The sequence below is a fragment of the Streptomyces sp. NPDC001568 genome (genome assembly GCF_042893755.1).
Lineage (GTDB): Bacteria > Actinomycetota > Actinomycetes > Streptomycetales > Streptomycetaceae > Streptomyces.
The window spans coordinates 181634-204827 of record NZ_JBIAVF010000008.1; the positions used below are offsets into that span (position 1 = coordinate 181634).

Annotated in this window: 19 protein-coding genes; 11 read left to right on the forward strand and 8 right to left on the reverse strand. The window is 73.6% G+C overall.

Annotated features, from left to right (window positions below; translation table 11 throughout):
- Positions 1–73 precede the first annotated feature (73 nt).
- A complete protein-coding gene (locus ACFY0I_RS16945; RefSeq protein ID WP_388895808.1) occupies positions 74–2797 on the reverse strand; it encodes an FAD-binding and (Fe-S)-binding domain-containing protein in 2724 nt (907 codons plus the stop codon).
- A gap of 85 nt (positions 2798–2882) precedes the next feature.
- Here ACFY0I_RS16945 and serC point away from each other — a divergent pair, with 85 nt between their 5' ends.
- The 4 genes from serC (at position 2883) to ACFY0I_RS16965 (ending at position 9003) form a co-directional block, all read left to right on the forward strand.
- Positions 2883–4001: a phosphoserine transaminase gene (gene serC, locus ACFY0I_RS16950; protein ID WP_388895811.1), complete on the forward strand. Its 1119-nt coding sequence runs from the start codon at positions 2883–2885 to the stop codon at positions 3999–4001.
- A 302-nt stretch (positions 4002–4303) separates the two neighbouring features.
- Positions 4304–5107, forward strand: coding sequence for a hypothetical protein (locus ACFY0I_RS16955; RefSeq protein WP_388895813.1), 804 nt, complete (start codon positions 4304–4306; stop codon positions 5105–5107).
- The gene (locus ACFY0I_RS16960) at positions 5100–5765 is read left to right on the forward strand and encodes a class F sortase (RefSeq protein ID WP_388895818.1); all 666 of its coding nucleotides are present in this window, start codon (positions 5100–5102) and stop codon (positions 5763–5765) included. Before ACFY0I_RS16955 ends, ACFY0I_RS16960 begins: the two co-directional genes overlap by 8 nt.
- A 76-nt stretch (positions 5766–5841) precedes the next feature.
- Positions 5842–9003 (forward strand): sacsin N-terminal ATP-binding-like domain-containing protein, encoded by a 3162-nt coding sequence (locus ACFY0I_RS16965; RefSeq protein ID WP_388895825.1) that lies wholly within the window; start codon positions 5842–5844, stop codon positions 9001–9003.
- 52 nt (positions 9004–9055) lie between these two features.
- On the opposite strand, the gene ACFY0I_RS16970 is transcribed toward ACFY0I_RS16965, so the two are convergent.
- Positions 9056–11509 carry an HAD-IC family P-type ATPase gene (locus tag ACFY0I_RS16970; RefSeq protein ID WP_388895828.1) on the reverse strand — a complete coding sequence of 818 codons (2454 nt, stop codon included), beginning with the start codon at positions 11507–11509 and terminating at the stop codon, positions 9056–9058.
- A gap of 153 nt (positions 11510–11662) precedes the next feature.
- Positions 11663–11965 (reverse strand): DUF2530 domain-containing protein, encoded by a 303-nt coding sequence (locus ACFY0I_RS16975; protein WP_388895831.1) that lies wholly within the window; start codon positions 11963–11965, stop codon positions 11663–11665.
- A gap of 139 nt (positions 11966–12104) precedes the next feature.
- Between ACFY0I_RS16975 and ACFY0I_RS16980 the strand changes: the two genes are divergently transcribed.
- On the forward strand, positions 12105–13532 hold the full coding sequence (locus ACFY0I_RS16980; RefSeq protein WP_388895834.1) for an NCS2 family permease: 1428 nt from the start codon (positions 12105–12107) through the stop codon (positions 13530–13532).
- On the opposite strand, the gene ACFY0I_RS16985 is transcribed toward ACFY0I_RS16980, so the two are convergent.
- Positions 13525–13707, reverse strand: a complete 183-nt coding sequence (locus ACFY0I_RS16985; protein WP_266574969.1) for a ribbon-helix-helix protein, CopG family — start codon at positions 13705–13707, stop codon at positions 13525–13527. The two genes, ACFY0I_RS16980 and ACFY0I_RS16985, sit on opposite strands and share 8 nt — an antisense overlap.
- A 145-nt stretch (positions 13708–13852) precedes the next feature.
- Between ACFY0I_RS16985 and ACFY0I_RS16990 the strand changes: the two genes are divergently transcribed.
- From ACFY0I_RS16990 to thpR, 3 genes are all read left to right on the forward strand, one after another.
- Entirely contained in the window at positions 13853–14290 is a 438-nt protein-coding gene (locus ACFY0I_RS16990) for a MarR family winged helix-turn-helix transcriptional regulator (RefSeq protein WP_388895836.1), read from the forward strand.
- A gap of 25 nt (positions 14291–14315) precedes the next feature.
- Positions 14316–15653 carry an MFS transporter gene (locus tag ACFY0I_RS16995; protein ID WP_388895839.1) on the forward strand — a complete coding sequence of 446 codons (1338 nt, stop codon included), beginning with the start codon at positions 14316–14318 and terminating at the stop codon, positions 15651–15653.
- 103 nt (positions 15654–15756) lie between these two features.
- Complete coding sequence (gene thpR / locus ACFY0I_RS17000) at positions 15757–16311, forward strand: RNA 2',3'-cyclic phosphodiesterase (protein ID WP_388895842.1); 555 nt, start codon at positions 15757–15759, stop codon at positions 16309–16311.
- Positions 16312–16416: 105 nt separating this feature from the next.
- Here the strand turns inward: thpR and ACFY0I_RS17005 are convergent, their stop codons facing one another.
- The 3 genes from ACFY0I_RS17005 to ACFY0I_RS17015 form a co-directional block, all read right to left on the reverse strand.
- Positions 16417–16818, reverse strand: coding sequence for an MmcQ/YjbR family DNA-binding protein (locus ACFY0I_RS17005; protein WP_388895845.1), 402 nt, complete (start codon positions 16816–16818; stop codon positions 16417–16419).
- Positions 16819–17045: 227 nt separating this feature from the next.
- Entirely contained in the window at positions 17046–18035 is a 990-nt protein-coding gene (locus tag ACFY0I_RS17010) for an aldo/keto reductase (RefSeq protein WP_388895848.1), read from the reverse strand.
- A gap of 59 nt (positions 18036–18094) precedes the next feature.
- The gene (locus ACFY0I_RS17015) at positions 18095–18787 is read right to left on the reverse strand and encodes a GDSL-type esterase/lipase family protein (protein ID WP_388895850.1); all 693 of its coding nucleotides are present in this window, start codon (positions 18785–18787) and stop codon (positions 18095–18097) included.
- A gap of 76 nt (positions 18788–18863) precedes the next feature.
- Here ACFY0I_RS17015 and ACFY0I_RS17020 point away from each other — a divergent pair, with 76 nt between their 5' ends.
- Positions 18864–19907 (forward strand): WD40 repeat domain-containing protein, encoded by a 1044-nt coding sequence (locus ACFY0I_RS17020; RefSeq protein WP_388895853.1) that lies wholly within the window; start codon positions 18864–18866, stop codon positions 19905–19907.
- A 59-nt stretch (positions 19908–19966) separates the two neighbouring features.
- On the opposite strand, the gene ACFY0I_RS17025 is transcribed toward ACFY0I_RS17020, so the two are convergent.
- Positions 19967–20884: a DUF3027 domain-containing protein gene (locus ACFY0I_RS17025; RefSeq protein ID WP_388895856.1), complete on the reverse strand. Its 918-nt coding sequence runs from the start codon at positions 20882–20884 to the stop codon at positions 19967–19969.
- Positions 20885–21199: 315 nt separating this feature from the next.
- On the opposite strand from ACFY0I_RS17025, the gene ACFY0I_RS17030 reads away from it, so the two are divergent.
- Entirely contained in the window at positions 21200–22573 is a 1374-nt protein-coding gene (locus ACFY0I_RS17030; protein WP_388895859.1) for an MFS transporter, read from the forward strand.
- 121 nt (positions 22574–22694) lie between these two features.
- Entirely contained in the window at positions 22695–23186 is a 492-nt protein-coding gene (locus tag ACFY0I_RS17035) for a DUF2771 domain-containing protein (RefSeq protein WP_388895862.1), read from the forward strand.
- The last annotated feature ends 8 nt before the right edge of the window (positions 23187–23194 follow it).

Genomic DNA, 23194 nt, shown 5'->3' on the forward strand with positions numbered 1-23194 from the left:
GCCACGCGCCGCTTCCCCGCGGCGCCCCGCGGCTGCGATCCCGCACCGCGGACCCGCAGCCCGCTCCGCACCGCTACAGCCCCTCCGCCAGGAGTTCCGCCACGTGCCGGGCCCGGCGCCCGCCCAGCTGGGCGATCTGGGTCCGGCAGGAGAACCCGTCGGCGAGGACCGCCGCGTCGGGCCCGGCCGCGCGCAGCGACGGCAGCAGTTGTTCCTCCGCGCACGCCACCGACACGGCGTGGTGGCCCGGCTCGAAGCCGAAGTTGCCCGCCAGGCCGCAGCAGCCGCCGCTGAGCTCCCCGGTGAGTCCGGCCCGCTCCCGCAGCCGCCGGTCGGCGGCGTCGCCGAGGACGGCGTGCTGGTGGCAGTGGGTCTGACCGGCGACGGGCCGGTCCAGCCGGGGCGGGGTCCAGTGCGGGGCGTACTCCTCCAGGGTCTCCGCGAAGGTGCGCACCGCCGCGGCGAGGCGCCGCGCGCGCGGGTCGCCCGGGAGCAGGGCGGGCAGGTCGGTGCGCAGGGCGGCCGCGCAGCTGGGTTCCAGGACGAGCACGGGTCCCGTCACCTCCCCGAGGGCGTCCAGGGTGCGGCGCAGGACGCCACGGGCCCGGTCGGGGCGGCCGGTGGAGACGAGGGTGAGTCCGCAGCAGACCCGGCCGCGCGGGACGGCGACGGTGAGTCCGGCCGCCTCCAGGACCCGTACGGCGGCGCGGCCGGCCTCGGGGGCGAGGTGCTCGGTGAACGTGTCGGGCCACAGGGTCACGGCGGGTCCCGCGCCGGCCCCGGTTCCCGACCGCCGGCCCCACCAGCGCGTGAACGGCGTCCGGGCCACCGCCGGCAGGGGCCGTTCGCGGGTGAGCCCGGGGACGGGCAGCAGCCGCGCGGCGGCGTTGACGAGCGGCGCCGCGCGCAGCGCCGCGACCGGCCGGAGCAGGTCCGGGAGGCCGCCGAGGAGGTAGTGGGCGAGCGGGCGGATCCGGCCCGCCCAGTGGTGGTGCAGGAACTCGGCCTTGTAGGCGGCCATGTCCACGCCGACCGGGCAGTCGCTGCGGCAGCCCTTGCAGCCGAGGCACAGGTCCAGGGCCTCGGCGACCTCGGTCGAGCGCCAGCCGTCGGTGACGATCTCCCCGGCCAGCATCTCGTGCAGCAGCCGGGCCCGGCCGCGCGTGGAGTGCCGTTCGTCGCCGGTGACCCGGTACGTCGGGCACATCACCCCCGGCCCGCCGGCCTGCTCGGTGCGGCACTTGGCGACGCCGACGCAGCGGGCGACCTCCCCGGCGAACGGGGTGTCGGGCAGCACGGCGAAGCGGAGGTTCTCGTCGAGCCGGGCGGGCCGCACCAGCATCCCCGGGTTCATGCCGCCCGCCGGGTCCCACAGGTCCTTGTAGGCACCGAAGAGCCGGATGACCTCCGGGCCGTACGTCTTCGGCAGCAGTTCGGCCCGGGCCTGCCCGTCCCCGTGCTCCCCCGACAGGGAACCGCCGTGGGCGGCGACCAGTTCGGCGAGTTCCTCCGAGAAGCCCCGGAAGCGGGCCACGCCGCCCGGGGTGACCAGGTCGAAGTCGATCCGGACGTGGACGCAGCCCTCCCCGAAGTGCCCGTACGGGGTCCCGCGCAGCCCGTGCTCCGCCAGCAGGGCGCGGAACGCGCGCAGGTAGGCGCCGAGTCGGGCGGGCGGTACCGCGCAGTCCTCCCAGCCGGGCCAGGCCATGGTGCCGTCGGGCATCCGGGTGGCCGTCCCGGCCGCGTCCTCCCGGATCCGCCACAGGGCGCGCTGCGCGGTCGGGTCGGTGACGAGCAGCGCGTCGACGGTGTCGGCGGCCCGCAGCAGGGTGCGGGCGGCGCCCTCGTCGGGCATCTCGACGAACAGCCAGGCGCCGCCGGCGGGGAGTCCCGCGGCCCCGCGGACCAGGTCCTGGGCCATCCCCTCGACGGTGAGCGGGCCGTACGGGAGGAGCCCGGCGGCGGCGTCGGCGGCCGTGCCCTCGTCGGCGTAGCCGAGGACGGCGAGGACGGGTGCGGGCGGCAGTTCGACGAGGCGGACCACCGCCTCGGTGACCACGCCGAGGGTGCCCTCGCTCCCGCAGAAGGCGCGGGCGGCCCCGACGCCGCGTTCGGGCAGCAGCGCGTCCAGGGCGTAGCCGGAGATCCGCCGATTGAAGGCCGGGGCGCCGGGTGCGACGGGCCCGCCGAAGCCCGTACGGAGCACGGCGAGGTTGCCCTCGACGAGTTCCCGCAGCCCGGCGGGCGTGCCGGCCCAGCCGGTGCCGAGCCGGTGTCCGGCGCCGCCGTACGCGGTGACGGACAGCTCGGTGACGTTGTCGGCGGTGGTGCCCCGGGCGACGGAGTGGGCGCCGCAGGCGTTGTTCCCGATCATCCCGCCGAGGGTGCAGCGGGAGTGCGTGGAGGGGTCGGGGCCGAAGGTGAGCCCGTGCGGACGGGCCGCTTCGCACAGCCGGTCGAGGACCAGTCCGGGTTGGACGACGGCCGTCCGGGCCACGGGGTCGAGGGAGACCAGCGCGTTCATGTGCCGGGTGAGGTCGAGCACCACGCCGGTGCCGGTCGCCTGCCCGGCGATGGAGGTGCCGCCGCCGCGCGGGACGACGGGGATCCCGGCGTCGGCGCAGATCCGCAGGGCGCTCGCCACGTCCTCGGCGTCCCGGGGAGTGACCACGCCCACCGGGACGCGGCGGTAGTTCGAGGCGTCCATGGTCACCAGGGCGCGGGCCGCGGCCCCGAAGTCGACCCCGCCGCGCAGGTTCGCCCGCAATGTCCGTTCCAGTTCCCCGGGTGTCGTCACGGCGCCCAGCCTGCCACCGCGCCGGCGTGTCTCATTCGCTGGACGCGCTTCCGATGCGCGGACCCGGACCCGATACGCTCCGCTCGTGGCTGAGATCCAGATTCCCGCTGACATCAAGCCCGCCGACGGACGCTTCGGCGCGGGCCCCTCCAAGGTGCGGACCGAGGCGCTGGACGCCCTCGCCGCCACCGGTACCTCCCTGCTCGGAACCTCGCACCGCCAGGCCCCGGTCAAGAACCTGGTCGGCTCGGTGCGCGAGGGCCTGCGGGACCTCTTCTCCCTTCCCGAGGGCTACGAGGTGATCCTGGGCAACGGCGGCTCCACCGCCTTCTGGGACATCGCGACCCACGGACTGATCGAGCAGAAGTCCCAGCACCTGACCTTCGGCGAGTTCTCGTCCAAGTTCGCCAAGGCCGCCAAGCTCGCGCCGTGGCTGGACGCGCCGTCCGTGATCTCCTCCGACCCGGGCACGCACCCCGAGCCGGTCGCCGAGGCGGGCGTGGACGTGTACGCGTACACGCACAACGAGACCTCGACGGGTGTCGCGGCGCCGATCAAGCGCGTCGCCGGAGCCGATGCCGGTTCGCTCGTTCTGGTGGACGCGACCTCGGGCGCCGGCGGCCTGCCGGTGGACATCACCGAGTCCGACGTCTACTACTTCGCGCCGCAGAAGTCCTTCGCCTCCGACGGCGGTCTGTGGCTGGCGGCGTTCTCCCCGGCGGCCCTGGAGCGCGCGGCCCGCGTGCACGCCTCCGGCCGGCACATCCCGGAGTTCTTCTCGCTGCCGACGGCGATCGACAACTCGCTGAAGAACCAGACGTACAACACCCCGGCGCTGTCCACCCTCTTCCTGCTGGACCAGCAGCTGCGGTGGATGAACGCGCAGGGCGGCCTGGAGTTCACGACCGGCCGTACGGCGGCCAGCGCGCGGAACCTGTACGGCTGGGCCGAGGCCTCGAAGTACGCGAGCCCGTTCGTCCAGGACGCCGACAAGCGTTCCGCCGTCATCGGCACGATCGACTTCTCGGACGACATCGACGCGGCGGCGGTCGCCAAGGTGCTGCGCGCGAACGGCATCGTGGACACCGAGCCGTACCGCAAGCTCGGCCGCAACCAGCTGCGCGTCGCGATGTTCCCGGCGATCGACCCGGCGGACGTGCAGGCGCTGACCGCGTGCGTCGACTACGTGATCGAGCAGCTCTGACCTGACCCGACGGGCCCGGCGGCCCGCCCGACCCGCAGCCCCCGGTGACCTCGCGTCACCGGGGGCTGCGGCGTTCCCGGGGCGCCCGCCGCCTACTCCCCGCCGGGACCAAGGTCCCAAAAATGAGGGCAAAGCGGCAGTAAACAAAGGCCCCTTGAAGGCCCCCCTGCCTGCCGCTTCACGCCGGGGGACCTTCGGCCGCCCCCTGGCCCGACCCTCGGGAGCCCCGCAACCGGGCGCCCCGGATGTCCCTCATGTCTGATGTGCCGGGAAACGTCCCGGCCCGTTCACGAGGAGACCTCATGCGCAAGGCACTCAGCATCTCGGCGATCGTCCTCGCCTCGTCGATGGCCCTCGGCGGCACCGCGACCGCCTTCGCCGCCGACACCACCTCGCCGGCGGCCGACGCCGGCCCCACCGCCCGCCCGACGCGGACCGCTCTGAAGCTGTCGACCTCGGCGGCGAAGCCCGGCGACTCGATCTCGTTCGAGATGGAGGTGCCGGACGGCTCGACGCACCTGTCCGTCTCCTCCGAGGCCCTGGGCGAGGTGCGGATGACGGACGGCCGGGGCGGCACCGCCGAGGTCGCCGACGTCAAGGAGGGCAGCTACGGCATCTCCCTCACCGGCACCGGCCCCGACGGCGCCAAGCTCCAGGCCACCGCCCGGCTCGTCGTCAAGGCGGACGCCCCGAAGCCCACCCCGGCCCCGGACGGCCTGCGGCTCTCCCAGGACCACGGCCGGCCCGGCGACCGGATCACCGTCACCGTGAAGACCTCCGCGAAGGACGCCTCCGTCAAGTCCGCGGCCTTCACCGGCGGACAGGTCAACCTGAAGGGCGACGGCAAGGGCACCTTCACCGGCACCGCCACCGTCGCCCCCGACGTCAGGACCGGCTACTACGGCGTCGACGCCTACGCGGGCGGCAAGAAGTTCGACACCGTGAAGTTCTCCACCGAGGCCAGGACCACCCCCGACGTGAAGCCCGTGAAGCCGGACGTGAAGCCCGTCCAGCCGCTGCGCCCGAGCGAGCACCGGACGCCCAAGGGCTCCGTGAACACCGGACAGGCCCCCGCCGGCACCGACGCCGAGCCCTCCCGTGGCTGAGCGCACCCCCCTGCGCCCGGGCGGCCGCCGCACACGCCGTGCGGCCGCCCGGGTCGGGGCCCGGCCCCTGGCCCCGGCCCTCGTCCCCGCCCTCGTCCTGCTGCTCGGCGCCGCGTCGGCCGGCTGCTCGGGCGGCGCCGGCGCCGCGCGGGCGGCCGGGCCCCCCGGCCCCGCCGCCTCGGCCGTCTCCGTCCTCCCGGCCTCCGTACCGGACCGGATCGAGATCCCCGACATCAAGGTCGACGCCCCCCTCGACACCGTCGACCTCGACGCCCGGGGCGTCATGCGGGAACCCGACTTCGCCAAACCCGACGACGCCGCCTGGTACCGGCAGGGCCCGACTCCCGGCGAGCGGGGCGCCGCCGCGATCGTCGGCCACATGGACACCCCCCGGGCCCCCGAGGCCGTCTTCTTCAACCTCAAGGAGCTGAAGAAGGACCAGAGGATCGAGGTCCACCGCACCGACGGCACCACCGCCGTCTTCGCCGTCGACGAGGTCGACACCTTCAAGAAGGACGCCTTCCCCACCGATCGCGTCTACGGCGACACCCGCGGCAAGGCCGAACTGCGCCTGATCACCTGCGGCGGCGACCTCACCGCGGACCGCCACTGGGACGCGAACGTCGTCGTGTTCGCGCACCTCACGGGCAAGGCGTAGCCCCGTACGCGATACCTTCAGCAGTTCGGGGCAGGCTCGGGGGTTCCGGGCCGGGCGAGTTCTTGGAGGCAGCGGCGTGAGCGTGCGAGTGACGGCGGCACAAAGTGGCGTGGACCCCTTCGGGACCGCACGACTGCGGCGCGGGGTGCTCGACGCCTGGGGCGCGGGCCCGGCCCGCTTCCGGGAGGACGCCAACGCCGAGGAGGACCTGGCGCTCGGCGGATACCGGGACCGGCTCGTCGTCGAACTGGCGCAGAACGCCGCCGACGCGGCCGCCCGCGCCAAGGTCCCCGGCCGGCTGCGGCTGACCCTGCACCCGGGCGAGGGCGGCCACGCCGTCCTCGCCGCCGCCAACACCGGTGCCCCGCTGGACGCGACGGGCGTGGAGTCGCTGAGCACCCTGCGGGCCTCCGCCAAGCGCGAACCGGGCGGCGCCGGCGAGACCGTGGGCCGCTTCGGCGTCGGTTTCGCCGCCGTCCTGGCCGTCTCCGACGAGCCGGCGGTGCTCGGTCGGCACGGCGGCGTGCGCTGGTCCCTCGCCGAGGCCCGCGAGATGGCCCGGGACGCCTCCAACGGCAGCCCCGGCCTCGGCGACGAACTGCGCCGCCGCGACGGCCACGTCCCGTTGCTGCGCCTGCCGTTGCCCGCCGAGGGCACCGCCCCCGAGGGCTACGACACCGTCGTCGTCCTGCCGCTGCGCGACGCCGCCGCCGAGGAACTCGTGGAGCGGCTGCTGGCCGGCATCGACGACGCCCTGCTCCTCACCCTGCCCGGCCTGCGCGAGGTCGTCGTGGAGACCCCGGCCGCCGGACACCGCGTCCTGTACCGGACCACCGACGGCCCGTACACCGTCATCGAGGACTCCGCCTCCGGCACCCACCGCTGGCGCACCGTGCGCCACAGCGGCCCCATCGAGCGGGAACTCCTCGCGGACCGGCCCGTCGAGGAACGGCTGCGCCCCGTCTGGACGGTCACCTGGGCCGCCCCCGTCGACACCGACGGCGCCCCCCAGCGTCCCCGGACCGCGCCCGTCGTGCACGCGCCGACCCCCACCGACGAACCGCTCGGCATCCCCGCCCTGCTCATCGCCTCGCTGCCGCTCGACACCTCGCGCCGGCACCCCGCCCCGGGACCCCTGACCGACTTCCTGGTGGAGCGCGCGGCGGACGCGTACGCCGAACTCCTCGGCGCCTGGGACCCGGTGACCACCGCCCTCGTCGACCTGGTGCCCGGCCCCCTCGGCAAGGGCGAGCTCGACGGGGCCCTGCGCGCCGCCGTCCTCCAGCGCCTGCCCCGCACCGCCTTCCTCGCCCCGGCGGCCCCGGCGGCCCCGGCCGACGAAGCCGCAGCCGAAGAGGCCGGGGCCGGCGGAGCCGGTGAGCGGGCCGCCCTGCGCCCCTTCGAGGCCGAGGTCGTCGAAGGGGCGGGCGCCGACACCGTACGGGTCCTCGCCGAAGTGCTGCCGACCCTGCTGCCCGCCGGACTGGAACGCCGCCCCGAGCTGCGCACCCTCGGAGTCGGCCGGCTGCCGCTCGGTGACGCCATCGAGCGGATCGCCGGCATCGAGCGCACCCCGCGGTGGTGGCACCGGCTCTACGACAGCCTCGCCGGGGTGGACCCCGACCGGCTCTCCGGGCTGCCCGTCCCCCTCGCCGACGGCCGTACCGCGATCGGCCCGCGCCACCTGCTGCTGCCCGGCACCGACACCCCCACCGACCTGGCCCGCCTGGGCCTGAAGGTGGCCCACCCGGACGCCGCGCACCCGCTGCTGGAGAAGCTGGGCGCCCTGCCCGCGACGCCGCGCGCCGTCCTGACGACCCCGCAGATCCGGGCCGCCGTGGCCGGCTCCCTCGACGTCGGGGAGATCTGGGACGAGGACGCCCTCGACGCCGACGAACTCGCCGAGGTCGTCCTGACCCTGGTCCGCGACGCCGGCCTGGCCGCCGGCGACGAGCCCTGGCTCGGCGCGCTGGCCCTGCCCGACGAGGACGGCGAACTCACCCCTGCCGGCGAACTCCTGCTCGCCGGCAGCCCGTTGGCCTCCGTGCTGCGCGAGGACGAGATCCCCTACCTGGACGCCGAGTTGGCCGAGCGGTGGGACGCCGAGACGCTGGCCGCCTGCGGGGTGCTGACCGCCTTCCAGCTGGTCCGCGCCACCGACGTCGTCCTCGACCCGGACGAACTGGAGCCCCGTGACGGGGACTTCGCCGAGCCCGACGACGTCGGCCTGCTGGACGCCGTCGACGTCTGGTGCGAGGACCTCCTCGACCAGTTCCCCGACACCCCCGTCCCGCCGGTGGCCACCGAGCTCGTCGCCGTCCGCGACCTCGACCTCGTCGACGACGACCGCTGGCCGCAGGCACTGGCGATGCTGGCGCAGCCCCCGCTGCGCGACGCCCTCGTCCAGCCCGTGCGGATCCTGCTCCCCGACGGCACGACGCAGTCGGTGCGCCCGTACACCGCCTGGTGGCTGCGCGACCACCCGGTGCTCGACGGCCGCCGCCCCGCCGGACTGCGCGCGGCGGGCGGGGATCCGCTGCTGGAGGGCCTGTACGCGCCGGCGGACGCGACCGGTTTCGAGGACGAGCAGGTGCTGCGGGCGCTCGGCGTGCGCACCACCGTGCGGGCCCTGCTGGAGGAGCCCGGCGGCGCGGCCGAGCTGCTGGCCCGGCTCGCCGATCCGGACCGCGAGGTGACGGGCGGCCGTCTGCACGGCCTGTACGGGGCGCTGGCCGACCTGGACCCGGAGCAGGTGACGCTGCCGGACGAGCTGCGGGCCGTGGTGGACGGTGAGGTGGTCGTGGTCGACGCGGCGGACGCGCTCGTCGCGGACGCCCCGGACCTGCTGCCGCTGACCGGGGGCCTGCCGCTGCTGCCGGTGGCGCCGGCCCGGGCGGCCGACCTGGCGGACCTCCTCCAGGTGCGGCGCCTTTCGGACACCGTCCCTGCCGAGGTGACGACCCCGGGCGAGGAGCACGAGGTACCGGAGTCCGTACGCGTCCTGCTGGGGCCGGCGACCCCGCCGACGTACCTGGAGCACGAGGAGCTGATCGCGGGCGGCATCGAGCTGGACTGGCGCCGCACCCCGGACGGCACCCTGCACGCGGCCACCCTGGAGGGCGTCGCGGCCGGCCTGGCCTGGGCGGCGCGCCAGTGGCCCCGCCGCTTCGAGGTCGCGGCCCTGCTGGAGGACCCGTCCCGCACGGCGGAACTGGCCCGCGACCGCTGGTTCGACTGACACCCCGTACGAGGGCCCGGGCGGCGATGCCCGGGCCCTCGTACGCGGGCGCCTACGCGGGGAACTTGCGGTCGACCCAGCGGAAGGTGAACTCGATCAGGGTCGCGGCGCCGGCCGCGATGGCGACCGCGATCCACGGCATGGTCACGCCCACCAGCTTGAGCTGGAAGAACTCCTGGAGCCACGGCACGACGAGGACGATCAGGAAGGCGCCGCCCATCGCGCCGACCAGTCCCACGCGCCACCACGTGTACGGGCGGGCGATGATCGCCAGGACCCACATCGAGGTCAGGAACAGGGTCAGCGTCGCCGCGCTGGTCTCGGCGTTCAGGGCGTCCGGGCCGGTGTAGTGGGCGCGGGCGACGATGTACGTGATGAAGGTGGCCGTGGCCGCGATGACGCCGCCGGGGATGGCGTAGCGCATGACGCGTTTCACGAAGTGCGGCTTGGCGCGTTCCTTGTTCGGGGCCAGGGCGAGGAAGAACGCCGGGATGCCGATGGTCAGCGTCGACAGCAGGGTCAGGTGGCGCGGCAGGAACGGGTACTCGACCTGCGAGCAGACCACGAGGACGGCCAGCAGCACCGAGTAGACCGTCTTGGTGAGGAAGAGCGTGGCGACGCGGGTGATGTTGCCGATGACGCGGCGGCCCTCGGCGACCACCGACGGCAGGGTGGCGAAGCTGTTGTTGAGGAGGACGATCTGGGCGACGGCCCGGGTCGCCTCCGAGCCTGAGCCCATGGAGACGCCGATGTCGGCGTCCTTGAGGGCGAGGACGTCGTTGACGCCGTCGCCGGTCATGGCGACGGCGTGGCCGTTGGACTGGAGGGCGCCGACCATGTCCCGCTTCTGCTGCGGGGTGACGCGGCCGAAGACCGAGTTCTCGTCGAGGACGGCGGCCATCTCGGCCCGCTCGGTGGGCAGCCCCCGGGCGTCGACGGTGTTCTGGGCGCCGGGCAGTCCGAGCTTGCCGGCGACCGCGCCGACGGAGACGGCGTTGTCACCGGAGATGACCTTGGCCTTGACGTCCTGGTCCTCGAAGTAGCGCAGGGTGTCGGCGGCGTCGGGGCGCAGCCGCTGTTCGAGGACGATCAGGGCGGTGGGCCGGACACTGCCGGCGACGGCGGCGTCGTCGAGTTCGCGGGTGGAGCGGGCCAGCAGCAGGACGCGCAGGCCCTGCTCGTTGAGGCCGTCGATCTCCTCCAGCGCGGGGTCGCCGGCCGGGAGGAGGACGTCGGGGGCGCCGAGCAGCCAGGTGTTGTTCTCGCCGTCGCCCTCGCTGAAGCTGGCGCCGCTGTACTTGCGGGCGGAGGAGAACGGCAGGGATTCGGTGCAGCGCCACTCGGCGCTGTCGGGGTAGGCGTCGATGATGGCCTGGAGGCTGGCGTTGGGCCGGGGGTCGGACTCGCCGAGGGCGCCGAGGACCTTCTTGACGTAGGTGGGGTCCGCGCCGCCGAGCGGGCGGAGCTCGGTGACGTCCATGCCGCCCTCGGTGAGGGTGCCGGTCTTGTCGAGGCAGACGACGTCGACGCGGGCGAGGCCCTCGATGGCGGGCAGTTCCTGAACGAGGCACTGCTTGCGGCCGAGCCGGATGACGCCGATGGCGAAGGCGACGGACGTGAGGAGGACGAGCCCCTCGGGGATCATCGGGACGATGCCACCGACGGTGCGGGCGATGGCGTCCTTGAGGTTGTTCTCCTTGACGACGAGCTGGCTGATGATCAGCCCGATCGAGGTCGGGATCATCATCCAGGTGACGTACTTGAGGATGGTGGAGATGCCGGAGCGCAGCTCGGAGTGGACGAGGGTGAAGCGGGAGGCCTCTTCGGCCAGCTGGGCGGCGTAGGCCTCGCGGCCGACCTTGGTGGCGGTGAAGGCGCCACCGCCGGCGACGACGAAGGAGCCGGACATGACCTGGTCGCCGGGCTTCTTCAGGACGGGGTCGGCCTCGCCGGTGAGCAGGGACTCGTCGATCTCCAGTCCGTCGGCCTCGCCGACGACGCCGTCGACGACGACCTTGTCGCCGGGGCCGAGTTCGATGACGTCGTCGAGGACGATCTCGGAGGTGGAGATCTCGGCGGTGGCTCCGTCGCGGCGGACGCCGGGTTTGGCCTCGCCGATGACGGCGAGTCCGTCGAGGGTCTTCTTGGCGCGCAGTTCCTGGATGATGCCGATGCCGGTGTTCGCGATGATCACGAAGCCGAAGAGGCTGTCCTGGATGGGCGCGACGATCAGCATGATCACCCACAGGACGCCGATGATGGCGTTGAAGCGGGTGAAGACGTTCGCGCGGACGATCTCGGTGGTGGAGCGCGAGGAGCGGACGGGGACGTCGTTGACGTCGCCCCGGGCGACGCGTTCGGCGACCTGCGCAGTGCTGAGGCCGGCCGGTTTGAAGCGGGGCGCGGGCGGTTTGACCGGGTGCACCGGATCGAGTTCGGCTCCCGCGTCGATGGCGGCGCCGGACCGCTCCGGCCCGTCCTGGTCGATCTTCGCCCGCTGCGTCATGCTTCCGACCGTAAACGGGGTTCGAACGGTTCACCCGCCGAGCGGTCGGAAGATCCGACCTGAGGATGAGCGGAATCCTCCCCTGGTCCCCCACGCCGCGCCGGCGCCTCCCCGGCGCGGCCATCGGCCCTACCGGGCCTACCGGTCCCGGTCCTACCGGTCGGTGTCGGCCGCGGCGGCCGGGGAGCCGCCCTCCCGCTCGGCGATGGCCGCGGCGGCGTGGCGCTTGAGGGCGGCGTCGCGGCCCCGGACGTACCAGATGCCGATGAGGCCGAGCCCGCCGCCGGCCGCGCAGGTCCACAGCCACCAGAGCAGCTCACGGTCGGCGAACCAGCCGTAGAACGGGAGCTGGACGACGAACAGGGCGAACCAGAGGATCGTTCCGCCCGTAACGGTGGCCACCACCGGGCCCTCAAGGGGCTCGGGCGCCTCATGTGTCGCAGTCCACTTCGCCATGGCACCCAGTCTAGGTGGCCGGTTTTCGGGTCTACGCGCGGAGATGGACTGGCCTCCAGTGATGTGTTCATACTGAAACGGTTTGCCTACGGCCTGATTCGTTCGTACGAACCACCTAATAAACCAGTTTGAGGACCGCATGAGCACCTCGGCACCCGCCGCGGCCCCCACCACCGGCCTGGACCGCTACTTCAAGATCTCGGAGCGCGGTTCGACCGTCGCCCGCGAGGTCCGGGGCGGTCTGGCCACCTTCTTCGCGATGGCCTACATCATCGTGCTCAACCCGATCATCCTGGGCAGCGCGAAGGACATGTACGGGCACCAGCTCGACGGCGGCCAGCTCGTCACCGCCACCGTCCTGACGGCCGCCTTCACCACCCTGCTCATGGGCGTGATCGGCAACGTCCCGATCGCGCTGGCCGCCGGTCTCGGCGTCAACACCGTCGTCGCCCTCCAGCTCGCCCCGCGGATGAGCTGGCCGGACGCCATGGGCATGGTCGTCCTCGCCGGCTTCGTGGTGATGATGCTGGTCGCCACCGGCCTGCGCGAGCGGGTCATGAGCGCCGTCCCGCTGGGCCTGCGCAAGGGCATCGCGATCGGCATCGGCCTGTTCATCATGCTGATCGGCCTGGTCGACTCCGGGTTCATCTCCCGCATCCCGGACGCCGCGCACACCACCGTCCCGCTCCAGCTCGGCGGCAACGGCCACCTGCACGGCTGGCCGGTGCTGATCTTCGTGGTCGGCGTCCTGCTCACGCTGGCCCTGCTGATCCGCAAGACGCCCGGCGCGATCCTGATCTCCATCGTGGTGATGACCGCGATCGCCGTCGGCGTCCAGCTGATCACCGACCTCCCGGGGACGTCCTGGGGCCTGACCGTGCCCGAGTGGCCGGGCAACCCCGTGGCCGCGCCCGACTTCGGGCTCGTCGGTCAGGTCAGCCTGTTCGGCGGCTTCGGCAAGGTCGGCCTGGTCACCGGCATCCTGTTCGTCTTCACCGTGCTGCTGTCCTGCTTCTTCGACGCGATGGGCACCATCCTCGGCGTCGGCGACGAGGCCAAGCTGATCGACGCGGACGGCAACTTCCCCGGCATCAACAAGGTGCTCCTGGTCGACGGCCTGGCCGTCGCCGCGGGCGGCGCGACCTCGTCCTCCGCCACCACCTGCTTCGTCGAGTCCACGGCGGGCGTCGGCGAGGGCGCCCGTACGGGCCTGGCCAACGTCGTGACGGGCGGACTCTTCGCCGTCTCGCTGTTCCTCACGCCGCTCGCCACGATGGTCCCGTCCCAGGCCGCCACCCCCGCGCTCGTCGCGGTCGGCTTCCTGATCCTGGCCGGCTCGGTCAAGGACATCGACTGGAGCGACTTCACCATCGCGGTCCCGGCCTTCCTGGCCATGGTGATGATGCCCTTCACCTACTCGATCACCAACGGCATCGGCATCGGCTTCATCAGCTTCTGCGTCCTGCGGGCGGCGACGGGCCGCGGCCGCGAGGTCCCGGTCGCGATGTACGCCGTGGCGGCGGTCTTCGTCTTCTACTACGCGATGCCGGCCCTCGGCCTCACGTGAGCCCGTAGAACTTCTCCGTCTCGTCGACCGCGGTCTTGAACCGCTCGTCGAAGTCATCGCGAATGAGCGTCCGGACGACATAGTCCTGGACGCTCATTCCGCGTTTGGCGGCATGGTGCCGGAGCCGCTCCAGCAGCTCCCCGTCTATGCGCATGCTCAGCACATGTGTCCCCATGCCGAAAGAGTCGGGCCACAGGGTGCGGGCGCGCGTCGCTTTCCGCCGCCGGCTCACCCGTACGAGTGACTCGATCTTTGCGGTGTGTCCCACGGCTCCCTCAAACCGGTGTTCCTTAGGGAGGGTAATGAGTTACTCTAAGGACATGCATGACCTTTCCCATGGCGACGATGCTGCCGCCGTGAACGATCTCCGCTCCGCCGTCATGCGGCTGGGCCGGCGCCTCAAGCACCAGCGCGTCGACGAGTCGCTGAGCCCCACCGAGATGTCGGTGCTCGGCACCCTCGCCCGCTGCGGCCAGGCCACCCCCGGTGAGCTGGCACGCCGTGAGCACGTCCAGCCGCCGTCGATGACCCGCATCGTCGCGCTGCTGGAGGCCAAGGGACTGGTCACGCTGGAGCCGCACCCCGACGACCGCCGCCAGAAGGTGGTCCGCCAGACCGAGGTGGCCGAAGCGATGCTCGAAGAGAGCCGTCGCAAGCGCAACGCCTTCCTGGCCGGGCTCGCGGCCGAGCTCACCGAGGACGAATGGGCCAAGCTCCGCGAGGCCGCTCCCGTCCTGGAGAAGCTCGCGCACCTGTAGGAACGACGCCTGGAGGCGAACGCTTTTGAGTACGGGAACCGGAGCAGACTCCGCACCCGGCCACACATCCACCCCCACCACCCCCGCGGGCAAGAACTCCATGTTCAGCTCGCTGAGGATCCGGAACTACCGGCTCTTCGCCACGGGCCAGGTCGTCTCGAACACGGGCACCTGGATGCAGCGCATCGCCCAGGACTGGCTGGTCCTCTCGCTGACCGGCTCCGCCTCCGCCGTCGGCATCACCATCGCCCTGCAGTTCCTGCCGATGCTGATGTTCGGCCTCTACGGCGGCGTCCTCGCCGACCGGCTGCCCAAGCGGCCGCTGCTGCTGGCCACCCAGAGCGCCATGGGCCTCACCGGCATCGCGCTCGCCGTCCTCACCCTGGCCGGACACGTCCAGGTCTGGCACGTCTACCTGGCGGCCTTCCTGCTCGGCCTGGTCACCGTCCTCGACAACCCGGCCCGGCAGACGTTCGTCCCCGAGATGGTCGGCAAGGACCAGGTCGCCAACGCGATCAGTCTGAACTCCGCCAACTTCCAGTCCGCGCGACTGGTCGGCCCGGCGATCGCCGGTGTACTGATCACCGCCGTCGGCTCCGGCTGGGCCTTCCTGCTGAACGGACTGTCCTTCGCCGCGCCCATCGCCGGCCTGCTCATGATGCGGACCCGGGAACTGCACCCCGTCGAACCGCAGCCCCGCGCCAAGGGTCAGCTGCGCGAGGGACTGCGCTACGTCGCGGGCCGGCCCGAGCTGATCTGGCCCATCGCCCTCGTCGGCTTCATCGGCACCTTCGGGTTCAACTTCCCGATCTGGCTGTCGGCGTTCGTCAGCGACGTCTTCCACGGCGACGCGGGCACGTACGGGCTGTTCAACACCCTCATCGCGGCCGGCTCCCTCGTCGGCGCCCTGCTGGCCGCCCGCCGCGGCCACTCCCGGCTGCGCCTGCTGGTGGCGGCCGCCGTGCTGTTCGGCGCGCTCCTGACCGTGACCGCCTTCGCCCCCGGATTCTGGCTGTTCGCGGCGCTGCTGGTGCCCATCGGGATCTTCGGCCTGACCGTCAACGTCACCGCCAACTCCAGCGTCCAGATGGCCACCTCCCCCGAGATGCGGGGCCGGGTCATGGCGCTGTTCATGATGGTCTTCACCGGCGGCACCCCCCTCGGGGCCCCGCTGCTGGGCTGGATCACCGACACCTACGGCGCCCGCGTCGGCATGGCCGCCGGCGGCCTGATCTCCCTCGCCGCCGCCCTCACCATCGCCCTCGTCCTCTCCCGGATCGGCAACCTCCGCCTCCGGGTCGGCCGCCGCGGCGTCACCTTCGTGCCCGCGGCCCCGCGCCGCGAACTCGCCACCGCCGCGTGACCCCGGCCGTCGGCCGGGGGCGGGCGGCCGGGGCGTGTCGTGAAAGTGACGCCGGATGCCGCAGGCCGGGCGGGACGGTCACCACACGCCCTAGGGTCGGGGCATGAGGCTGTTCGCCGCCGTACTGCCCTCCGCCGGGGCCACCGCCGAGCTGCGCGCGGCCGTCGCGGCGGCCCCCCGCCCCGACGGACTGCGCTGGACCGCCGAGGCGGGATGGCACTTCACCCTCGCCTTCATGGGGGAGGTCCGTGACGAGGTGCTCCCCGACCTGTACGAGCGGCTCGGCCGGGCCGCGTCCCGCACCGCCCCGTTCCCGCTGCGCCTCCACGGCGCCGGGCACTTCGGCGACCGCGCCCTGTGGGTCGGCGCCGCCGGCGGGCTCGACACCCTGCGCCTGCTCGCCGAACGCGCCGACGCCGCCGCCCGCCGCGCCGGCGTCCCGATGGACCAGCACCGCCGCTACACCCCGCACCTGACCCTGGCCCGCAGCCACACCGGCGGCGACCTGCGCCCCTGCCTCGACGCCCTCGCCGGTTTCGAGGGCACCCCCTGGCGGGTCGACACCCTCAGCCTCGTCCGCAGCAACCTGCCCACGAGCGGCGTACCGGGCGAGCAGCCCCGCTACGAGGTCGTACGGGCCTGGCCGCTGTCGCCCTGACCGGTGGCGTCGCGCGTCCGGCCGCTGCCGGCGGGCCCTTCACCGCGTCGGCGCTCACGACGCCCGGCGAACGGGCGGGCGCCACCCCGGGACGCCCTCACCGGCTCACGCTTCCCCGCCCCCGACGCCACCACCCGGCGCGGGGTCCGACGCCCCTCCTGGAACCCCGCCCTCCAGGTGCTCACGGGCCACCCGGGCCGGTACGCACATCCGCCACGCCTCGGTGACCAGCTCCGCGAGCTCCGCCGGTCCGAGGGCGGCCATCCGGGCGTGGACCCAGTTGTAACGCATGTCACCGGCGCCCGGCAGGCCGAACGTGCCGGGCTCGGACGCGACCAGCGCGGCCCGCTCCTCCTTGGGGAAGGCGAAGCCCAGCTCGGTCTCGTCGCGGGACAGGGCGAGGTAGACGATCCGCCCGATGCGGAACTTCACCCGGTCCCGCACGAGGTGTTCCTCGGTGCGCGGCAGCGCGAGCGCCAGCCGCCGTACGTCCTCCACGGTCACCATGACGGCAGTGTCCCGCACGGCCCCCGGCCGCGGGGGCGGGGGCCGTACGCGGGGTCGACCGGAGCCGCGTTAGTCTCGACGGGTGGATCCCAAGACCAGAAACCGTGTCATGGCCGGTGTGCTCGTGCTGATGTTCCTCGTCGTCGCCGTGGCGGCCGCCGTCGGCCAGTGACGGCCGACGCCCCCGCCCACCCGTGATCGGGCCGAGGCGGCGGGCGCCCCGCCCGTCACCAGGCGAACGCCTCCGGCGACGGACCCGGGCCGGGGAAGATCTCGTCGAGGCCCGTCAGGACCTCCTCCGGAAGTTCCAGCTCCACCGCCCGCAGCGCGGACGCGAGCTGCTCCGGCGTGCGCGGACCCACGATCGGGCCGGTGACCCCGGGGCGGGTCAGCAGCCACGCCAGGGCCACCTCGCCGGGCTCCAGGCCGTGCTTGTCCAGCAGGTCCTCGTACGCCTGGACCTGCCCGCGGACCGAGCTGTTGTTCAGCGCGTCCGCCGACCGCCCGGACGCGGTGCGCCCCGATTCGGCCGCCTTGCGGATGGCGCCGCCCAGCAGGCCGCCGTGCAGCGGGGACCAGGGGATGACGCCGAGCCCGTACGCCTCGGCGGCCGGGATGACCTCCATCTCGGCCCGCCGCTCGGCGAGGTTGTAGAGGCACTGCTCGCTGACCAGGCCGAGCCGCCCGGTGCGCGCGGCCGTCTCGTTGGCCTGGGCGATCTTCCAGCCGGGGAAGTTGGAGGAGCCCGCGTAGAGGATCTTGCCCTGCTGGATCAGGACCTCGACGGCCTGCCAGATCTCCTCGAAGGGGGTCCGCCGGTCCACGTGGTGGAACTGGTAGACGTCGATGTGGTCGGTACCGAGCCTCTTGAGGCTCGCGTCGACGGCCCGGCGGATGTTCAGCGCCGAGAGCCGGTCCTGGTTGGGCCAGGTGTCGCCCTCGCGGGACATCGATCCGTAGACCTTGGTGGCGAGGACCGTCTTCTCCCGGCGGTCGCCGCCCTGGGCGAACCAGGTTCCGATGATCTCCTCGGTGCGGCCCTTGTTCTCGCCCCAGCCGTACACGTTGGCCGTGTCGACGAAGTTGATGCCGGCGTCGAGGGCGGAGTCCAGGAGGGCGTGGCTCTCCGGTTCCCCGATCTGGGGGCCGAAGTTCATCGTGCCGAGTACGAGGCGGCTGACCTTGAGGCCCGTGCGTCCGAGCTGCGTGTACTTCATGGGGCACTAGCCAACTGCTTCGAGTGCGCTCCAGGCAAGACCCCGCCGTGAAGGGCGTGTTACGGCCCGTCCGCCGGGCGGTAGGGGGCCCCGACGCCCCACGCCTGGTGCAGGACGGCCGCGAACTCGCCGGCCAGCCGGTGCTCGCCGGAGGCGTTGGGGTGCGTGCCGTCGTAGGTGTCGTGGCGGATGTCGTACGCCTGCGGGCGGGCGGCCAGCAGGATCGGCGACGCGTCCGTCGACAGGTCGGCGACCGCCTTCGCGAGGAGTTCGTTGAAGCGGACGACCTGCGCGGCGAACGGCGCGTCGTCCTCGGCCCGGACGTTCGGGATGACCGGCAGCAGCACCATCCGGATGCCGGGACGCGCGGCGCGGGCCGCCTCGACGAACCGGCGGACGTTGACGGCGGTCCCGTCGGCCTCGGTGTAGAAACCGAGGTCTATCAGGCCGAGGGAGACGAGCAGGACGTCCACCTCGCCGGCGCCCGCGGCGGGGCCCACCAGGGGCGCCATGTGCTGCCAGCCCTCGCCCCAGCCGGCCAGGTGGCGGCGGGCGTGCTCCGGGAAGTCGGGGGCGGCGTAGGCGTGGCTGGTGGCCGCGTCGGTGGTGGAATCGTGGAGCGCGGTGCGCGGGCCGACGATCTCGAAGGGGCCGTCCAGGGTGGCGCACAGGTGCTGCCACATCCGGTAGCGCCAGGTGTAGTCGCCGGCGCGTCCGATGGTCATGGAATCGCCGACGAACATGAAACGCATCCGGTCATCATCGCGGATCGCGCGACAGAAACCCCTGTGACGCCGGACACGCGCGGCGGGCCGGCAGGCTTGGGGGATGCGCCTGCTCCCCCGGTCGTCCGCCGTCGCCGTACTCGCCGCCCTCGTCGCCGTCACCGTCGTGCCGCCGGCGACGGCCGTCGCCGCGGAGACCCCGGGCGCGGCCGGGTTCACGATCACCGATCCGCGGATCCGCGAATCGAGCGGCCTCACGGCGAGCCGGCTGCATCCGGGCGTGTACTGGACGCACAACGACAGCGACGACGGCCCGTACGTGTACGGGGTGGACGCGGCGACCGGGAAGACCGTGGCGCGGGTGACGCTGACCGGGATCGGCACGCCCCGCGACGTGGAGGCGATCTCCCTGGGGCCGGACGGGCAGTTGTACGTCGGCGACATCGGCGACAACCGCGACGGAACCTGGGACCACGTGTGGATCTACCGCTTCCCGGAGCCGAAGCGGCTCGCCGACACCACGGTGAAGGCGGAGCAGTTCACCGTCACGTACGCCGACGGGCCGCGCGACGCCGAGGCCCTGATGGTCCATCCGGTGACGGGCCGGGTGTACATCGCGAGCAAGCACGAGCGCACGGCCGGCCTGTACGAGGGACCCGAACGGCTGTCGGCCGGCGGGACCAACGTGTTCCGGCGCGTCGCCGACGTGCCGTGGGTGACGGACGGGGCGTTCTCCCCCGACGGCAACCGACTGACGCTGCGCGGCTACTTCACGGCCCGCACCTACCCGTGGAAGGACGGCCGCCCGCGGGGCGGCGGCACCCGGGTGAGCGCCCCCTTCCAGGGGCAGGCCGAGTCGGTGACGTACGCGGCGGACGGGACGACGCTGATGTTCGGCTCGGAGGGCGCGAACAGTCGGGTCGTCGCGGTCCCGGCGACCCCGGACGACGGCTCCTCCCCCACGGACCCGTCCGCCTCCGGCCCCGCCCCGTCCGGGGCGGCGTCCGCCCGCCCCGGCTCCCCGCCGCAAGCGGGCGACCCGGCCGGGCAGGACGGCGGTTTCGCCAAGGGCGCCCTGGTCCTCGTGGTGGGCACGGCCCTGGTACTCGGCGCCAAGCGCCTGCTGCGCCGCACCCCGAAGGACTGACGGGCCGGCCGCCCCCCTTCCCGTCCATGGGTCGGGGACGGGGGGCGGGCGCGTACGCCCTACGAGTGGCCGAGGTCCGACGTGGCGAGGTCCGCGGCCGGGACCGAGCCGCTGTCGGCGGCCGGGCGGAGGGAGAACTCGTCCGTGGCCATCGAGTCGAGCACCGGCGGCGCGGGCCGCAACGGCTTCGGCATGACGGCGGCCTCCGAGTGGCCGCCGCAGCCGTACGAGAGGGAGACCAGACGGCCGTCGGCCGGTCCGAACTCGTTGGCGCAGACGCCGAAGGCCTGCCCCAGCGAGCCACCGATCTTGACGAGGAACCCGCAGGACACGCACGACGCGGGCGCCGCCTGCGCCATCGGGGTCTTCGCGCCGAAGGACTCGTCCCAGCGGTCGGCCGCACTGTGCAGCCCGTACCGCGACAGGACGCGGGCCCGCCGCATGCCCAGTTCCTCGGCGACCGAGGTGATGGAGCCGCGCGCCGGGACGACCACCCGGTCGGTGACGTCGGCGTCCTCGGCCTCGACGAGCTCGGCCATCTCCTCCGAGACGACGGAGTTCGGCGGCGGGGCGTCCTCGTCGGACCAGCCCTGCTCCAGCCGCAGGTCGTCGGCGTCGGTCGGCAGCAGGTCGCCGGGGCCCATGTCACCCGGACGCAGCCGCTCGCTCCACGGCACCCATTCGGGGGCCAACAGGGCGTCGTCGCCGGGGAGCAGCACCGTTTCGTCGAGCGTGACGTTCTTCGCGCGGGAGGCGCGGGTGACGGTCACCGCCCAGCGCCAGCCCCGATAACCGGGTTCCTTGCACTCGAAGAAGTGGGTGACGACCCGGTCGCCCTCCGCCACGACGGAGACGTGCTCGCCCACCACACCGGGGAAGGCGGCCTCCTCGGCCGCCGCCCGGGCGAGTTCTACCGCCTCGGCGCACACGCGGTCGGGGGTACGCGGGGTACGGCTTCGCGTCGTCGCAGCACTCACAGGTCTCGTTCTCTCCTACGCCGTCTCACGAGTGCGCCGTCCGTACTGTCGTCCACAACGACCCGTCGGTCTCGTCCGTACCCAGCGCGGGCGGAGCGGACCAGGGGGCCGCGTCGACGTCCGCGCCCGATCGGCCTCGGGCGCACCCCACTGCGATCCATTCTGCGGGATCGCGAAGAGGCGCGCGGCCAAGAGCAACCGCCGGTGGCGCGCTACGCACGCTACCTCCTCCGGAGCCTTCGTCCCACATGCGAGGTCCGATTCGCGGACGACGCCGCTACCCGGGACGTGCCGGGAGGGGTCCGGGAGGGCCGAGTGGGGCACTATGGCCACGTGGCACCCGCACGGTCGTCCGATGACGGCTCGGGACCGGCCAAGCGGGCCGGCCGGGCTGTCGGGCGTGCCCTGCACCTCCCCATCACCGGTACGGCGCGCGGGATCCGGCGCGCCACGCACGCGCACGGGGCGGGCGAATCGGGCCTCGGCCGGCTGATCGAACTGCACGCCATCAACGGCGCCGGCGACGTGATGATCACGGTGGCGCTGGCCTCGACGGTGTTCTTCTCCGTCCCCACGGACGAGGCGCGCGGCCGAGTGGCCCTGTACCTGGCCATCACCATGGCCCCCTTCACCCTGCTGGCCCCGGTGATCGGCCCGCTGTTGGACCGATTGCCGCACGGCAGGCGGGCGGCGATGGCCGCGGCGATGCTGGCGCGGGCGCTGCTGGCGCTGACGATGTCGGGCGCCGTGGCGACGGGCGGCCTGGAGCTGTACCCGGCGGCGCTGGGCGTGCTCGTGGCGTCCAAGGCGTACGGGGTGGTCCGCAGCGCCGTCGTCCCCCGACTGCTCCCACCGGGGTTCTCCCTGGTCAAGGCGAACTCCCGGGTCACCCTGGCGGGCCTGCTGGCCACCGGCGCGGCCGCGCCGATCGGGGCCGGCCTGCACACGATCGGCCCGCCCTGGCCGCTGTACGGCGCCTGCGCGATCTTCGTGTGGGGGACGTTCGCGGCGTTCCAGTTGCCGCACAAGGTGGACGACGCGAAGGGCGAACGCCGCGCCCGGCTCTCCACGCACGAGGCGCACTCGCGACGCCCGGGCCTGCGGACGATCAGCCGCCCGGTGCTCTGCGGGCTGCTGGCCAACGCGTCGATGCGGGCCCTGTCGGGCTTCCTCATCTTCTTCCTGGCGTTCCTGCTGCGGGAGCACCCGCTCGCCGGGCAGAGCGCGGCGGTGTCGCTGGCGGTCGTCGGCGTCTCGGCGGGCCTGGGCAACGCCTGCGGCACGGCCGTCGGGGCGTGGCTGCGGGCGCGGGCCCCGGAAGCGATCATCGCGACGGTGCTGTGCCTGACGCTCGGCGTGGCGGTGATCTCCGCGGTCCTGTTCAGCGGGGCGATGGTGGCGGTCCTGGGCGCGACGGCGGGCTTCTGCCAGGCCCTCGCGAAGCTGTCCCTGGACGCGATGATCCAACGGGACATCCCGGAGTCCGTCCGCACCTCGGCCTTCGCCCGCTCGGAGACCCTGCTCCAGGTGGCGTGGGTCCTGGGCGGCGCGATCGGCATCGTCCTACCGCTGAACGGCGTACTGGGCATGGCCGTCGCGGCGGTGGTGGTGGCCCTGGGCACCACGATGGCCCTGCGCGGCGCCCTCACCCCCCACCCGAGGAGCACCACCCACCCCCGCGTGGCATGAGCGGGGCCGGGGTCGCCGACGGCGGCGCGCGAGCCCACCCGGCACCCGCCCGGCCGGCCGGCGGCCGACCCGCAGGACCCCATGCAGCGGCGCGGCCCACCGGCCCGATAGCCTTCGGCTCATGACCGCACCGCTTTTCCCGGGTAGGGCCCGCCGCAGCGTCGCGGCCCTCGGAGCCGTGTCCGCCGGCCTCCTCCTCCTCTCCGCCTGCGGGGACAAGCCGACCCCGCTCGCGACCGTGACCGTCGGCACCTCCACCGTCTCCGCGGAGTCCGACTGCCGCGCCGACGGCAAGGACCTCTCCATGGACCGCGTCCAGGAGTGCCTGACGAACCTGAAGAACGCCAAGACCATCGAGTACGGCCGCGGCGACACGCTGCGCCTCGGCGTCGAGCCGGAGGTCGTCGAGGACGGCAACCAGTGGCAGGCGGTCCTCGACGGACAGCCGATCACCGAGCCGTCCTCCAACACCTACCGCAGCTTCCAGGGCGCCGACGTCTTCGCGACCGGCGGCCAGGGCGAGGCTCCCGCCTCGAAGATGCTCGGCTTCGTCCAGGTGGGCAAGGACGGCAAGCCGCTCGCCATCTGGTCGTTCAAGCTCAAGCTGAAGTAGCCGGGGGC